Source organism: Pseudomonas sp. F3-2 (assembly GCF_038804275.1).
Classification (GTDB): Bacteria; Pseudomonadota; Gammaproteobacteria; order Pseudomonadales; family Pseudomonadaceae; genus Aquipseudomonas.
This window is the reverse complement of record NZ_CP152388.1, coordinates 4,897,024-4,911,878: the sequence shown is the minus strand read 5'-3', so window position 1 is coordinate 4,911,878 and position 14,855 is coordinate 4,897,024. Positions and strand designations below refer to the sequence as shown.

The 14,855-nt window shown below is 60.0% G+C and carries 13 protein-coding genes; 8 read left to right on the top strand and 5 right to left on the bottom strand.

Annotation, left to right across the window (positions count from 1 at the left end):
• Positions 1 to 214 precede the first annotated feature (214 nt).
• The 7 genes from AAGQ88_RS22105 to garD all read left to right on the top strand — a co-directional run bounded on the left by AAGQ88_RS22105 (position 215) and on the right by garD (position 9,202).
• The gene (locus AAGQ88_RS22105) at positions 215 to 1,474 is read left to right on the top strand and encodes an ATP-binding protein (RefSeq protein WP_093462759.1); all 1,260 of its coding nucleotides are present in this window, start codon (positions 215 to 217) and stop codon (positions 1,472 to 1,474) included.
• A complete protein-coding gene (locus AAGQ88_RS22100; RefSeq protein WP_074756039.1) occupies positions 1,471 to 2,031 on the top strand; it encodes a response regulator transcription factor in 561 nt (186 codons plus the stop codon). The genes AAGQ88_RS22105 and AAGQ88_RS22100 overlap by 4 nt, the downstream gene beginning before the upstream one ends.
• 99 nt (positions 2,032 to 2,130) lie before the next feature.
• Positions 2,131 to 3,867 carry an ABC transporter ATP-binding protein/permease gene (locus tag AAGQ88_RS22095; RefSeq protein ID WP_342653577.1) on the top strand — a complete coding sequence of 579 codons (1,737 nt, stop codon included), beginning with the start codon at positions 2,131 to 2,133 and terminating at the stop codon, positions 3,865 to 3,867.
• Positions 3,868 to 3,982: 115 nt separating this feature from the next.
• Positions 3,983 to 4,732, top strand: a complete 750-nt coding sequence (locus AAGQ88_RS22090; RefSeq protein WP_093462762.1) for a FadR/GntR family transcriptional regulator — start codon at positions 3,983 to 3,985, stop codon at positions 4,730 to 4,732.
• A 359-nt stretch (positions 4,733 to 5,091) separates the two neighbouring features.
• The gene (kdgD, locus tag AAGQ88_RS22085) at positions 5,092 to 6,003 is read left to right on the top strand and encodes a 5-dehydro-4-deoxyglucarate dehydratase (protein WP_093462783.1); all 912 of its coding nucleotides are present in this window, start codon (positions 5,092 to 5,094) and stop codon (positions 6,001 to 6,003) included.
• 242 nt (positions 6,004 to 6,245) lie between these two features.
• A complete protein-coding gene (locus AAGQ88_RS22080) occupies positions 6,246 to 7,619 on the top strand; it encodes an MFS transporter (protein ID WP_093462786.1) in 1,374 nt (457 codons plus the stop codon).
• Positions 7,620 to 7,648: 29 nt separating this feature from the next.
• Positions 7,649 to 9,202: a galactarate dehydratase gene (gene garD / locus AAGQ88_RS22075; protein WP_285422539.1), complete on the top strand. Its 1,554-nt coding sequence runs from the start codon at positions 7,649 to 7,651 to the stop codon at positions 9,200 to 9,202.
• A 198-nt stretch (positions 9,203 to 9,400) separates the two neighbouring features.
• On the opposite strand, the gene AAGQ88_RS22070 is transcribed toward garD, so the two are convergent.
• On the bottom strand, positions 9,401 to 10,405 hold the full coding sequence (locus AAGQ88_RS22070; RefSeq protein WP_342653576.1) for a 2-dehydropantoate 2-reductase: 1,005 nt from the start codon (positions 10,403 to 10,405) through the stop codon (positions 9,401 to 9,403).
• Positions 10,406 to 10,606: 201 nt separating this feature from the next.
• Here AAGQ88_RS22070 and AAGQ88_RS22065 point away from each other — a divergent pair, with 201 nt between their 5' ends.
• Positions 10,607 to 11,818 (top strand): zinc-dependent alcohol dehydrogenase, encoded by a 1,212-nt coding sequence (locus AAGQ88_RS22065; protein WP_093462795.1) that lies wholly within the window; start codon positions 10,607 to 10,609, stop codon positions 11,816 to 11,818.
• Between the two features lie 79 nt (positions 11,819 to 11,897).
• Here AAGQ88_RS22065 and AAGQ88_RS22060 read toward each other — a convergent pair whose 3' ends face one another.
• The 4 genes from AAGQ88_RS22060 to AAGQ88_RS22045 all read right to left on the bottom strand — a co-directional run bounded on the left by AAGQ88_RS22060 (position 11,898) and on the right by AAGQ88_RS22045 (position 14,819).
• Positions 11,898 to 12,668, bottom strand: coding sequence for an alpha/beta fold hydrolase (locus AAGQ88_RS22060; protein ID WP_093462800.1), 771 nt, complete (start codon positions 12,666 to 12,668; stop codon positions 11,898 to 11,900).
• Positions 12,652 to 13,773: a DUF3182 family protein gene (locus AAGQ88_RS22055; protein ID WP_342653575.1), complete on the bottom strand. Its 1,122-nt coding sequence runs from the start codon at positions 13,771 to 13,773 to the stop codon at positions 12,652 to 12,654. Before AAGQ88_RS22055 ends, AAGQ88_RS22060 begins: the two co-directional genes overlap by 17 nt.
• Before the next feature lie 141 nt (positions 13,774 to 13,914).
• Complete coding sequence (locus AAGQ88_RS22050; protein WP_342653574.1) at positions 13,915 to 14,298, bottom strand: Rho termination factor N-terminal domain-containing protein; 384 nt, start codon at positions 14,296 to 14,298, stop codon at positions 13,915 to 13,917.
• A gap of 92 nt (positions 14,299 to 14,390) precedes the next feature.
• A complete protein-coding gene (locus tag AAGQ88_RS22045) occupies positions 14,391 to 14,819 on the bottom strand; it encodes a low affinity iron permease family protein (protein ID WP_285422533.1) in 429 nt (142 codons plus the stop codon).
• Between the last annotated feature and the right edge of the window lie 36 nt (positions 14,820 to 14,855).

Here is a 14,855-nt window from a genome sequence, read left to right as displayed (position 1 = left end):
CAAGCGACCATCCACCGCAGCACTCGGCATCCTGTCTCGGCCGTGTCGGTCGACACGTCGGCAGGATGCCTTTGCGGTCATGTGGCCGATCCTTTCGCACACTGGCGCCGCAGGCAGTTCAACAGCTGTGGCGCTTTGACGCACTTTGACGGAAACCTGCGCCGCATTGGTTATACTCGCTTCGATTCGCCTGGAGCGCTCATCAGGAGAGCTCATGCTCGCCCCTTTACAACTGCTTTCCGCAACCCGTCAGAACCTCTGGCGGCTCACATTCATCCGGATTCTGGTCCTGGGCGCTCAAGCCGGCTCGGTCGGCTTCGCCTACCTGTTCGATCTGTTGCATCTGCCGTGGCTGCAGCTGGATATCACGCTGGGGTGTTCGGCCATCGTCTGTCTGCTGACCGCGATAAGGCTGCGTACTTCCTGGCCGGTGACCGAGCTCGAATACGCCGTGCAGTTGGCCTTCGACCTGTTTATCCACAGCGCGCTGCTGTATTTCTCCGGCGGGTCGACCAACCCGTTCGTTTCTTATTACTTGGTGCCCTTGACCATCGCCGCCGTCACGCTGCCGTGGCGGTACTCGCTGATTCTTTCCGGCATCGCTCTGGCGCTTTACACCTTGATGCTGGCCAACTTCTACCCGGTCGAAGCCTTCGCCATCGCCCGCGAAAAAATGCAGATCTACGGCATGTGGCTGAGTTTCGCGCTGGCTGCCGGGGTGATTACCTTCTTCGCGGCGCGGATGGCGGAGGAATTGCGCCGTCAGGAGCAGATGCGTGCGCTGCGCCGCGAAGAAGGCGCCCGCGATCAGCAGCTGCTCGCCGTGGCCACTGAAGCCGCAGGCGCGGCCCATGAGCTGGGCACACCGCTGGCGACCATGAGCGTGCTGCTCAAGGAGATGCAACAGGACCACAAGGATCCGGCGCTGCAGGAAGATCTTTCGGTGCTTCAGGATCAGGTCAAGCTGTGCAAGGAGACGCTGCAGCAACTGGTGCGCGCCGCCGAGGCCAACCGCCGTCTGAAAGTCCAGGAACAGACCGTCACGCATTGGCTGGATCAGGCACTCAATCGGTGGCACCTGATGCGCCCCGAAGCCAGCTATCGTTTCCAGCGGCTGGGGCAGGGCGAGGTACCGATGGTCGCGCCGCCGCCCGATCTGACCCAGGCGCTGCTGAACTTGCTGAACAATGCCGCAGACGCCTGCCCGGAGGGGCTGGAAGTGAACCTGGACTGGAACGCTTCGGAGATTCGCATCAGCATCCGCGATCATGGGGCCGGCGTGCCGCTGGCCGTCGCCGAACAGATTGGCAAACCGTTTTTTACCACCAAAGGCAAAGGCTTCGGTCTGGGCCTGTTTCTGAGCAAGGCCAGCGTGACTCGCGCAGGTGGCTCGGTGAAACTCTATCCTCACGAGGAAGGCGGCACGCTCACCGAGCTGCGTCTACCCCGGAACGCAACAGGAGATGAAGCATGACTGATGAAATCCAGGTCGAAGGCGAAGAACTGCCGCACCTGTTGCTGGTGGACGACGATGCCACCTTCACCCGCGTGATGGCGCGCGCCATGGCCCGCCGTGGCTTCCGGGTCAGTACCGCCAGCTCCGCCGAGGAAGGGCTGACCCTCGCGCAGCAGGACATTCCCGACTATGCGACTGTCGACCTGAAGATGGAGGGCGACTCCGGCCTGGTGTTGCTGCCCAAGCTGTTGGAACTGGACCCGGAAATGCGGGTCCTGATACTGACCGGTTATTCGAGCATCGCTACCGCTGTCGAAGCGATCAAGCGCGGCGCCTGCAACTACCTGTGCAAACCGGCCGATGCCGATGATGTGCTGGCGGCACTGCTCTCCGAGCATGCCGATCTGGATACCCTCGTGCCGGAAAACCCGATGTCGGTGGACCGCTTGCAGTGGGAACATATTCAGCGCGTGCTGACCGAGCACGAAGGCAACATCTCGGCTACCGCGCGGGCTCTGGGCATGCATCGGCGCACGCTTCAACGCAAGCTGCAGAAGCGACCGGTCCGTCGTTAAGCATGGATCGCTTCATAAAGATTTCTTCATGGAAGACCGTCAGTGGCGTCTGGCACATTGGTGCCAACGCCATTCAATGCCTGCCGCCGAGCCTTCACCATGAATTTTGATATCGATGAATCCAGGGTCAACGACGCTGTGACCGGAAGTTTCTTTTCCAGGGTCTGGAAGTTGGTCACGCCCTACTGGCGCAGCGAAGAAAAGGGCATGGCCTGGGTCTTGCTGATTGCCGTCATCGCGCTGTCGTTGTTCAGCGTGTTCATCTCCGTGCTGGTCAACAGTTGGTACCGGGACTTCTACAACGCGCTGCAGAACAAGGATCTTGGAGCGTTCACTCACCTGATCCTGTATTTCTGCGGCATCGCTGCCATCGCCATTCTCGGCGCGGTCTATCGCCTGTACCTCACGCAGATGCTCACGATTCGCTGGCGTCGCTGGCTGACCGAAAAGCATTTCACCAAATGGCTTTCGCACAAGAATTACTACCGGCTGGAGCAGGGCGGGTACACCGATAACCCTGACCAGCGCCTGTCCGAAGACCTGAACAACTTCACGTCCGACACTCTCAGCCTGAGCCTTGGTCTGCTGCGGACCGTGGTCAGTCTGGTGTCGTTTTCGGTCATTCTGTGGGGCGTTTCCGGCAGCATCGAACTGTTCGGCATCACGATTCCCGGATACATGTTCTGGGCCGCGCTTCTCTACGCCGCAGTCGGCAGCTGGCTGACGCATCTGATCGGCAAGCGACTCATCGTCCTGAGCAACCAGCAACAGCGCTACGAGGCCGACATGCGTTTCTCGCTGGTGCGGGTTCGCGAGAATGCCGAAAGCATCGCGCTGTCCGATGGCGAGGCCAACGAGAATCAGCGTCTGAGCGCGCGGTTCGGCATGGTCTGGAGCAACTTCTGGACCATCATGAAGGTGCAGAAGCGCCTGACGTTCTTCACTGCGGGCTATTCACAGATCGCCATCGTGTTCGCCTTCGTCGTGGCCGCGCCGCGCTACTTTGCCGGCAAGATCGAGCTGGGCGAGCTGATGCAGATCAACTCGGCGTTCGGCAACGTGCAAGAGAACTTCAGTTGGTTCATCGACGCGTACACGCAGCTGGCATCGTGGCGCGCGACCTGTGATCGTCTACTCAGCTTCCGCCAGGCCATGGATGAAAACGAGGCGCGCGTGCCGGACATCAAGGTCAGCCATGAGAGCAATGGTCTGCATCTGGAAGGGTTGGCGCTGTCGCTGGTGGGCGGCCGGCAGTTGCTCGATAACGCCAATATCGACATAGCCGCTGGCGAGAAGGTCATGCTCAGCGGCCGCTCCGGCAGCGGTAAAAGTACCTTGCTGCGCGCCATGGGTGGGCTCTGGAACGAAGGTCACGGTGCAGTTCGGCTGCCGGCGAAACGCGCGTTTTTCCTGCCGCAGAAACCGTATCTGCCCATCGGCACGTTGCGCGAGGCCTTGAGTTATCCACAAGCGCCCGAAGTGTACCCGGCCGAGCGCTTTGCCCAGGTGCTGGAAACCTGCCGCCTGAACTATCTGGTTTCGCGCCTGGACGAGAGCAATCACTGGCAGCGCATGCTGTCTCCAGGCGAACAACAGCGGGTCGCGTTTGCGAGGGCCTTGCTGTTCGCGCCCGATTGGCTGTATCTGGACGAAGCGACATCGGCGATGGACGAGGAAGACGAGGCGGCGTTGTATCAGGCCCTGCTCGATGAGTTGCCCGGTCTGACCTTACTGAGCATCGGGCATCGCAGCAGTCTGAAGCGTTTCCATCGTCGCCACCTGCGCATCGATGGCGGCCAGTTGCGTGAGCAGCCGCAGACTGAAAGCGTGGTTTGAGGTCGCTGACGCCAAAGTGCCGCAAAAACCTACGAACTCGCCGGGTTTGTTATGTGATCGTACAACCCGGTGAGCTATGATGAATCTTTCACCGATTTAGAGATGCATGTTGGATATGGAAAATCAGAGTGCTCCGCCTCGCGCCCGCAGAAAGCACCGCAGCCTCGCGCAAGAGTTGGTAACCGAACTCTCCGAGCGCATTCGCAACGGCGAACTCAAGCGCGGCGACAAGCTGCCTACCGAGTCCGCGATCATGGAAGAGCAGGGCGTCAGTCGCACCGTCGTGCGTGAAGCGATTTCACGTTTGCAGGCCTCCGGTCTGGTGGAGACACGCCACGGCATCGGCACTTTCGTTCTCGATACGCCGAGCCCCAGCGGTTTCCGCATCGATCCAGCCACTATCGTGACACTGCGCGACGTGCTGGCGATTCTTGAGCTGCGCATCAGCCTCGAAGTCGAATCCGCCGGCCTGGCAGCCCAGCGTCGTTCGGACGAACAACTGGCCGACATGCGCGCAGCCCTCGATGCGCTCAATGAAAGCGCGGCGCATGCCAGCGATGCCGTGGGGGCAGATTTCCAGTTCCATATGGCGATTGCCCTCTCCACCGGCAACCGTTACTTCACCGACATCATGAATCACCTGGGCACCAGCATCATTCCGCGCACGCGCCTGAATTCTGCGCGTCTGGCCCATGACGATCACCAGCACTACATGAATCGCCTGAGCCGCGAGCACGAAGAAATCTACGATGCCATCGCCCGCCAGGACTCCGACGCCGCCCGCGCCGCCATGCGCCTGCACCTGACCAACAGCCGCGAACGCCTGCGTCATGCTCATGAAGAGGCAGAATCGCAGCGCGCTTGAGGTCGGATGACCTGATGTTCTGCGTCCGCCATGCAAATCGTCGTGCTCTTACGCTGTCTGTAGGAGCGCGCTTGCCCGCGATCAGCCGCGCAGCGGCAGTGAATAGGCGCCGCGTCGTTCCAGACAGATCGGGTTATCAAGGTTGCTACCGCTGAACGGCAGATCGCGGGGAGGCGCGCTCCCTCAGTCTGAAACGATCGTGAGATCAGGACTTTCGCCAGGATCACCATTCATCTCCTCGCCAATTAAATTATCGAGCCCCTATTGAGAGATGTCATTCCTAGTTGTACGATGACTTACGACATCAGCGCAGGACTGGTGATCCATTCATACAATTAGCTTCTCAGGGTGTTCGAATAATGAATCCACAAGAACTGAAGTCCATCCTTTCCCACGGTCTGCTGTCCTTCCCGGTTACCGATTTCAACGCTCAGGGCGATTTCCATCGCGCTGGGTATATCAAACGTCTTGAGTGGCTGGCCCCGTACGGCGCTTCCGCACTCTTCGCTGCGGGCGGTACAGGCGAATTCTTCTCCCTGACCAGCGGCGAATATTCTGAAATCATCAAGACTGCCGTCGACACCTGCGAAAAGTCCGTGCCGATTCTGGCGGGCGTGGGTGGTCCTACCCGTCAAGCCATCGAGATGGCTCAAGAAGCTGAGCGTCTGGGCGCCAAAGGCCTGCTGCTGCTGCCTCACTACCTGACCGAAGCCAGCCAGGACGGCGTTGCCGCTCACGTTGAAGCGGTCTGCAAATCGGTCAAGATCGGTGTTGTTGTCTACAACCGTAACGTCTGCCGCCTGACCCCTGCGCTGCTGGAGCAACTGGCCGAGCGCTGCCCTAACCTGATCGGCTACAAAGACGGCCTGGGCGATATCGAGCTGATGGTTTCGATCCGTCGCCGCATGGGCGATCGTTTCTCCTACCTCGGCGGTCTGCCTACCGCTGAAGTTTACGCAGCAGCCTATAAGGCGCTGGGCGTGCCGGTTTACTCCTCGGCCGTTTTCAACTTCGTACCGAAGCTGGCGATGGACTTCTACCACGCTATCGCCAAGGACGACCACGCCACTGTCGGCAAGCTGATCGACGACTTCTTCCTGCCATACCTGGACATCCGTAACCGCAAAGCCGGCTACGCGGTGAGCATCGTCAAAGCGGGCGCGAAAATCGCCGGTTACGACGCAGGTCCAGTCCGCGCTCCGCTGACTGACCTGACCAAAGAAGAGTTCGAAATGCTCGCTGCACTGATGGACAAGCAAGGCCAGCAGTAAGCGCTGACCCTTCGCAAAACCGCTGAGCGATCAGCGGTTTTTTGCCGTCGGGGCCTTGTTTTCCCACGTACCGAATCTTTCGAGCAGTTCGCGCAGGCAAGGCCGCTTGTGCGTGAGTTTTACCCCAGGCGTCACCGTGACACATGCTTCAATCGCATCTGGATTTAGGGGCAGAGGCGAGCAGCACACACATAAAAGATCGTTTAACCCGCGCAAAAAAATAATTAGTGGGAGTTTCGAACATGCAAAAATCCAAGCCGACGCACGTCCGCTATTTGATTCTGCTCATGCTTTTTCTGGTGACCACAATCAACTACGCCGACCGTGCCACCATCGCCATCGCTGGCTCCAGTCTGCAGAAAAGCCTCGGCATCGACGCCGTCACTCTCGGTTACATCTTCTCCGCTTTTGGTTGGGCCTACGTCGCCGGTCAGATCCCTGGCGGCTGGTTGCTTGACCGTTTCGGTTCCAAAAAAGTTTACGCATTGAGCATCTTCACCTGGTCGCTGTTCACCGTGCTGCAAGGCTATGTCGGTGAATTCGGTCTTTCCACCGCCATCGTCGCGCTGTTCATGCTGCGCTTTCTGGTGGGGCTGGCCGAGGCGCCGTCCTTTCCGGGCAACGCCCGCATCGTCGCTGCGTGGTTCCCGACTTCCGAGCGCGGCACGGCTTCGGCGATCTTCAACTCGGCGCAGTACTTCGCGACCGTGCTGTTCGCGCCCATCATGGGCTGGATCGTGTTCACCTTCGGCTGGCAGCATGTGTTCATCGTCATGGGCGGCATCGGCATCCTGTTCTCGCTGATCTGGCTGAAAGTCATTCACAGCCCGCGCGCTCACCCGATGATCAACAAGGAAGAGCTTGACCACATCGCCAGCAACGGCGGCATGGTCGACATGGATAACGATCAGGGCAAAGGCAAAAGCGGTGGCCCGAAATGGGACTACGTGAAGCAACTGCTGACCAACCGCATGATGCTTGGCATCTACCTGGCCCAATACTGCATTAACGGCATCACCTACTTCTTCCTGACCTGGTTCCCGGTGTACTTGGTTCAGGAGCGCGGCATGACCATCCTCAAGGCCGGTTTCATCGCCTCGTTGCCTGCGATCTGCGGCTTCATCGGTGGTGTACTCGGCGGGATCATTTCCGACTACCTGTTGCGTCGCGGCAAATCGCTGACGTTTGCGCGCAAGGCGCCGATCATTGGCGGCCTGCTGCTCTCCACTTCCATCGTGACCTGCAACTATGTGGATATCGAATGGGTCGTGGTCGGCTTCATGGCACTGGCCTTCTTCGGTAAAGGCGTTGGCGCACTGGGTTGGGCGGTCATGTCCGACGCATCGCCGAAACAAATCGCAGGTCTTAGCGGCGGTCTGTTCAACATGTTCGGTAACATCGCATCGATCACCACCCCGATCGTCATCGGCTACATCATCAGCTCCACCGGCTCTTTCAAATGGGCACTGGTGTTCGTCGGCGCCAACGCGCTGGTGGCGGTGATCAGCTACGTGTTCATCGTGGGCGAAATCAAACGTGTGGAATTGAAAGACACCCCAGCGCAGGGTGGATTGCGAGCCAGCGAAATAGGCGAAGTTTCCCAAGCCAAAAGCTGAGCTGAAGCGAAAAACTGAGGAAAACCGTGATGAACTTGATTCAACATGCCGACTCGCCACGTTACATCCGCTTGCATGAGCGCGATAACGTTGTCGTCGTGGTCAATGACCAGGGCGTTCCGGCGGGGACAGAATTCGACAATGGTCTGGTGACCATCGATAACGTGCCGCAGAGCCACAAGGTCAACACTGTGGACATTCCTGAGGGCGGTCCGGTGATTCGTTACGGGCAGACCATCGGGTATGCCCTGCAGCCAATTCCGCGCGGCAGTTGGGTCAAGGAAGATCAGTTGCGCATGCCGAGCGCGCCGCCGCTGGACAGCTTGCCGCTGTCCACCGAGGTGCCGGGCAAGGGCGAGCCGCTGGAAGGCTTCACGTTCGAAGGTTATCGCAACGCCGACGGCACCGTCGGCACGCGCAATATCCTGGGCATCACCACGACGGTGCAGTGCGTCACCGGCGTGCTGGACTTCGCCGTCAAACGTATCCGCGAGGAGCTGCTGCCCAAGTACCCGAACGTCGATGACGTGGTGGCAATCACTCACACCTACGGGTGTGGCGTGGCGATCACGGCCAAGGACGCGTACATCCCGATCCGCACTGTGCGCAATCTGGCGCGCAACCCGAACCTGGGTGGCGAGGCGCTGGTCATCGGTCTCGGCTGCGAGAAACTGCAGGCCGACCAGGTGATGCATCAGAACGACCCCTCGGTCGATCTGAGCGAGGAGTGGATGTACCGCCTGCAGGATTCCAAGCACGGCTTCAATGAAATGATCGAGCAGATCATGGAACTGGCCGAAACCCGTTTGAAAAAGCTCGATCAGCGTCGTCGCGAAACCGTGCCGGCGTCCGAGCTGATTCTGGGCATGCAGTGTGGCGGCAGTGATGCATTTTCCGGCATCACCGCCAACCCTGCCCTGGGCTACGCCTCCGATCTGCTGCTGCGCGCTGGTGCGACCGTGATGTTTTCGGAAGTGACCGAAGTGCGTGACGCGATCTACCTGCTGACCTCCCGCGCCGAGACCACGCAAGTGGCCGAAGAACTGGTGCGCGAAATGGACTGGTACGACCGTTATCTGGCCAAGGGCGAAGCGGACCGCAGCGCCAACACCACGCCGGGCAACAAGAAAGGCGGGTTGTCGAACATTGTCGAGAAGTCCCTGGGATCGATCGTCAAATCCGGCAACAGTGCGATCAACGGGGTGCTTGGCCCTGGCGAGCGGGTCAATCGCAAAGGCCTGATCTTCTGTGCCACACCGGCCAGCGATTTTGTCTGCGGCACGCTGCAGCTGGCAGCCGGCATGAACCTGCATGTGTTCACGACCGGCCGCGGTACGCCGTATGGCTTGGCGATGTCACCGGTGGTCAAGGTTTCGACCCGGACCGAACTGGCCCATCGCTGGCCTGACCTGATCGACATCGATGCCGGGCGCATTGCCACCGGTCGCGCCAGTATCGAGGACCTGGGTTGGGAGCTGTTCCATTTCTATCTTGATGTCGCCAGCGGCAAGAAGAAGACCTGGACCGAGCACTATCGTCTGCACAACGACATCACCCTGTTCAACCCGGCACCGATTACCTGATTCAACCCTCTCAGCGAACAAGCCGCATCCTGTAGGAGCGCGGCTTGTCCCGCGAACGGCACGATGTCGTTGTGACCCCGGCAGAGTGGACGTGCCGGATAAGTTGGATGGTCAGCGACTGCCCTGCAGCCAATCGCGAGACAAGTCACGCTCGTGCAAATACTCCTGCAATATCTTCCATCTGCCGTCTGTCAGGCCTTAATGCCGCCCATGCTCCTTATGGTGTGGATGCTCTGCGCAGAAACGCGCCAGGGTCAGCACGCTTCGGGTGATCGGCATCGGTAAGTTCACCTTCTCGGCCAGTTCAAGAACCGCGTCTCCAATCGCCGCCAGCTCAAGCGGCAGTCCTTTGTCGAAGTCCTGCAGCATCGAGGTGCGAACAGCGCCCATGCTGGCGCCGAACTGCATGAATGTCGTCGGCTCCATGCTCAGCTTCGCCTCGTAAGCCGCCGCCACTTGCATCGCTTCATTGAACGTCGCCAGCGCCAGTTCGCGCATCTGCGCATGACCGTAAATCTGCTCAAGCGTCGCGCCCGTGACCACTGACACCGGGTTCGATGTCAGGTTGGCGATGATCTTGGTCCACAGCTGATCGCGTATCCGGTCAGTCCCCTGCGCCTCGATTCCGGCACTTTCGATCAGCGCTCGCAGGCCTTCCAGGCGCGGCGTCAGCTGATTGTCCAGTTCGCCGAGAATGATGCGATACGGGTTATGGGTCTTCACCACGGCAGGCGCCGAACTCTGCGCGGTGATGAACACCACGCAACCAATCAGCCTGGAGAAATCGAGCGTGTCGGTGAGGCTGCCGTCCGGATCCACGGCGTGCACCCGATTGCCTTCGAAACGGCCGCCCTCGCCATGGAAATACCACCACGGAACCCCGTTGATGACCGGTACCACCAGCGTCTCGGGGCCAATCAGCGGAGCAATGTTGGGCAGCAGCCCGCTCAGCGACGGCGCCTTGGTGCACAGGAACAGCACGTCTTGCTCGCCAAGCTCGGCAGCGCTGTCGCTGGCATTGACCTTCACGTGATGGCGACCCTGCAGGTCTTGCAGATGAATGCCATTGCGCTGCAGCGCCGCGAGTGTGCGACCGCGGGCGAACACATTGACCGGGCGCCCGGTCAGCGCGATGCGCGCGGCCAGCGTGCAACCGATGGCACCCGCGCCGGCAATGCAAATGCGCGTTGAGGGAAAACCCATGATGACTCCCGTGATGCGGAAACGGTGTTGGACGAGGCGAGCAATATCGCCTGAATCGACTTGTAATGCCGAGGATTCTACGGCAGCCACGCGTCCGCTGGTCACTTGTCACGAACTTCGTCCGCGCGCGGCTGATCCCTATTTCATGTCCCTCAGAAGCCGTAACTCTGGGTGGTTTGCTTGCCAGACAAGGAGAAGTTCATGCGTGCACTGACTTACCACGGCGCTCACGATGTGCGTGTCGAGACCGTTGCAGACCCTATCATTCAGGAACCCGATGACGTGTTGCTGAAGGTGACGGCCACGGCTATCTGCGGCTCTGACCTGCACTTGTTCCGGGGCAAGATACCGGCGACGGAGCAGGGCGATATCTTCGGTCATGAGTTCATGGGGATCGTGGAAGAAGTGGGGCCACAGGTCACCGCCGTCAAACCGGGTGACAGGGTCGTGATTCCCTTCGTGATTGCCTGTGGCAGTTGCTTCTTTTGCCAGATGGATGCGTTCGCCGCCTGTGAAACCACCAACACAGGGCGCGGAGCAATCCTCAACAAAAAGTCCATTCCACCGGGCGCGGCGTTGTTCGGCTTCAGCCATTTGTATGGTGGCGTGCCGGGCGGCCAGGCCGAGTACGTGCGCGTGCCCAAAGGCAACGTCGGGCCGTTCAAAGTGCCGGGCACACTGGCGGACGAGAAGGTGCTGTTCCTGAGCGACATTCTGCCCACTGCCTGGCAGGCCGTACTGAATGCTGGCGTGAAGGCGGGTTCCAGTGTTGCCATCTATGGCGCGGGTCCGGTGGGATTACTCAGCGCAGCCTGTGCGAAAATGCTCGGTGCCGAGAAGATCTTCATGGTCGATCATCACCCGTACCGGTTGGCGTACGCGCAATTCACGTACGGCGTGATCCCGATCAATTTCGATGAAGACGATGACCCGGCCGATACCATCATTCGCCAGACCCCCGGCATGCGCGGGGTGGACGGGGTCATCGACGCAGTGGGTTTCGAGGCCAAAGGCAGCACGACGGAAACCATTCTTGCCACGCTGAAGCTCGAAGGCAGCAGCGGCAAGGCGTTGCGTCAATGCATCGCAGCCGTGCGGCGCGGCGGCACAGTCAGCGTGCCTGGTGTCTATGCCGGGTTCATCCACGGCTTCATGTTTGGCGACGCGTTCGACAAGGGGCTGACCTTCAAAATGGGTCAGACCCACGTGCATCGTTATCTGCCTGAGCTCCTTGAGCACATCGAAGAGGGCAGGCTGGCGCCCGAAGCGATCATCACGCACCGGATGTCGCTGGAAGAGGCGGCCGAAGGGTACGCCATCTTCGACAAGCGCGAGGAGGACTGCCGCAAGGTCATTCTTACCCCAGGCTTTGACAGCCGGGTGGATCCTTCCGTCAATGATGCGCAGCTGTAAGGCGGGCCGAGGTTGAATGCACCGCTGCATTCAGCCGACCTGCGGGAGGTTTGTTCCGCAGGTCGGCTGCGTCACGGCTTCAGGAATACGATGCGGCGTGGTGCGGATAATCCACCAGACGCGAGCCGATGACCATTTCACTGATCCAGTCGGTCAACAGCGTCGTGTAGGCGTGCTGGCTGGTGTCACTGCTCAGGCCGTGATCAGCGCCATCGAGCAGCCGGTAGGTCAGCGAATGCGCCAGATCAAAGGCCGTTCGGTAGCTCATCAGCGTCGCGTGGGGCACATAGTCGTCCTGTTCGGATTCGACCAGCAACACATCACCCTTGAAGTCCTTGCACGCAGCCAGCGCCCGGTTATCCGCCGCAGTCACCGCCGAGCGTCGGTAATGGGCCAGCTTGTCGCGGTCCAGTGCTTGTTTGGGCATGTCCCAATCGGCATCCCAGTACAACGCCGGCACGCGCAGGGCCAGCCAGCGCACCGGGCGCATGCCGCTGAGGATGGTCGCCAGATAACCTCCGTAACTGCTGCCGATCACGGCGATGGCGTTGTTGTCGACCGCGGGATGGCTCGCGAGTCTGTCATACGCCGCCAGCAAGTCTTCCATGCTGTGCTCGCGGGAAACCGACGCACGCATTTCATGGGTGCGTTCGTGTCCACGCAGATCGAAGGTCAGGCACACGCATCCCAGACCGGTGATGTTCTTGGCTCGCGCCAGATCGCGCTGCTGGCTGCCGCCCCATCCATGGACGAAAAGAATGCCGGGCATCTTGGCGCCCGGCGTGAGGATCGTGCCGGAGATGTGGTCGTCGCTGACGCGAATGTCGATGGTTTCACTGCGTACGGTCATAAGGCTGGACCTGTGTGAATTTGCTGATAAGGCCGACATCCGGATCGTCGCCCTCGTAAAGAACATGAGCATCGGCGGGCAGCGTGGCTTGCCCGTAGATTTCATGGCTGGAGGCTGAAATGCGCTGCAATTGCGGATCTGCCGCGAAGGCGACCAGTGCCTCGACCTCCGCTGGACTCGCACCGCCGATCCGCCACGATTGCTCCAGCACGCCGGAACAGACCTGGCCCCGCGCGTTGGTGCCATGGGCGATGTCATAGTTGCGGCGTGAGGCCAGGAAGTCAGGAAAACAGTCCAGCGCCGCGCGCTCGTAACACATCGCCTGCGTCACCGAGCGACGCACGTCCGGATCGAGGTCGAGTTTGAGCAACGCGTCATAGTCGCCACGCACCAGCCACAATTGCGAGCCGCCATAGACGGTTTCGCCCGCGTTGTCTTCTGTCAGGCTCTGGGTGCCGTGGTAACTGACGGTCATGCCGGCGACCTGAACCTGTCCGACGCTGTAGGTGATGACGCCGGTCAGGTCCTCCTCCAGCACCAGACCCCATTCTTCCACTTCCCGCATGTCCTGCTGGGCGAGGGCGGCGTCCAGTTCCGCTTCGGACGTCACAACCCGCTGGCCGCGTCCTGCCGTCGCCAGCACTGGCTTGACGCGCACGGGACCGTCCTTGAGCAGCAGACGGCCTGCGCGCCTGGCATCGGCCTCATTGAACACGCTGAAACCGGCCAGTACGGCGTCCGCTGCGTCTTCGAAGAAACGATCGGACCAGCCTTCGGGCCGCGAAGTCGCGTCAGTGATCAAAGGATGGGAAATGGCTTTGGTTGCCATGAACGGGTAATCGATCAATCCACCGAAGAAATCGTCGACCGTGCGAATGTTCAGCGCTTCGCCTTGCCGTTTGCCGATCAGCGTGTCGGAAGGGATGTAATAGAGCGCGTGATCCTTGTGCAGGGCTGGGTCGTAAGCGCCTGCGAACGTTGCGCCCAACAGCCTGGCGATACGGTCGCCAAGGTCTTGTTGAACAACGGTTTCGTGGGTGGCGAGTTTTTTGTGGGTGGCCAGCAGAACAACTTCAGACTTAACAGTGCTGCGTGATCCGCTCATGGGCGAACTCCCTGTTGGCGCGCGTGTGGCGACGATGCAACCGAGACAATGCAACGGAGTATTGAGTCCAGCTTGCCGCCGATCTCGATGTGATCGAGCTGCATCGGCAAGCCAGACGCATCTCCAGATTCACCGGCAGCGTCAAGCCGCTTTGCGGATCGCGCTGATGAGTTCCTGCTTGGTCATCGTCGAACGACCGGAGATGTTCAGGCCTCGGGCCCGCTGCATCAGATCGACCCTGGTCTGCGCGTCCAGCGACTGTCCGCCGGTGTTGCGCGGGGCGCCTTGCTTGGCGGCAACCGCGCGTTTGGCCGAGTCCTTACGGTCGCGGGTTTTGGCGCTGGCGGACTTTTTCGTCCCGGAGCCGCCTTTCTTTTCGCCGCCGCCGGATTGTTTGTTCACAGTGGCCCAGGCGCGCGCTTCGGCTTCATCTTTGGACACGCCTTTGGATTCGTAGCTGTCTTCGATGTGCGCGGCTTTGCGCTTCTGTTCAGTGGTGTACTTGTCTTTGTTTTGTGTGGGCATTTTCAGTCTCCCATTTCATTTCGATGCGGCGCGCGTGCTGCGCCGCTCATGACGTATGAAGAGCATCAAGCCACGTAGTTCCTCGGCGCTGATCAATGGTCAGAGGTCTCGCCAGCCATTTGCCGCGCCGCATCGGCTTCGCATTCGGGGAACGGTTTGGTGTGATCCGCTTCTTCTCGGTCGCCCATCGCCTTGTACTTCTTGCGCAGTTCGTGCAGCTCTTTCTGGTCGAGATTGTCCAGGCTCAGTACGGCGTTCTGTGCGTCTTTGGTGACGCGCAGCAGCTCATCGATCTTGATGTGCAGTTGATCGGTGTCGCGGTTTTGAGTGTTTTGAATGAGGAACACCATCAGAAAAGTGATGATGGTCGTGGAAGTGTTGATGATCAGCTGCCAAGTGTCGTTGTAATGAAACAGCGGCCCGGTCGCCGCCCACACGCAGATCAGAAACACAGCGACGAGAAAGGTCCGAGGGCTGCCGGTCCATTTCGACAATGCCTGTGCGAACTTGGAAAATGTCATTACCGGTGTCCTTAACTTTGGAAAGAGATATCCAAA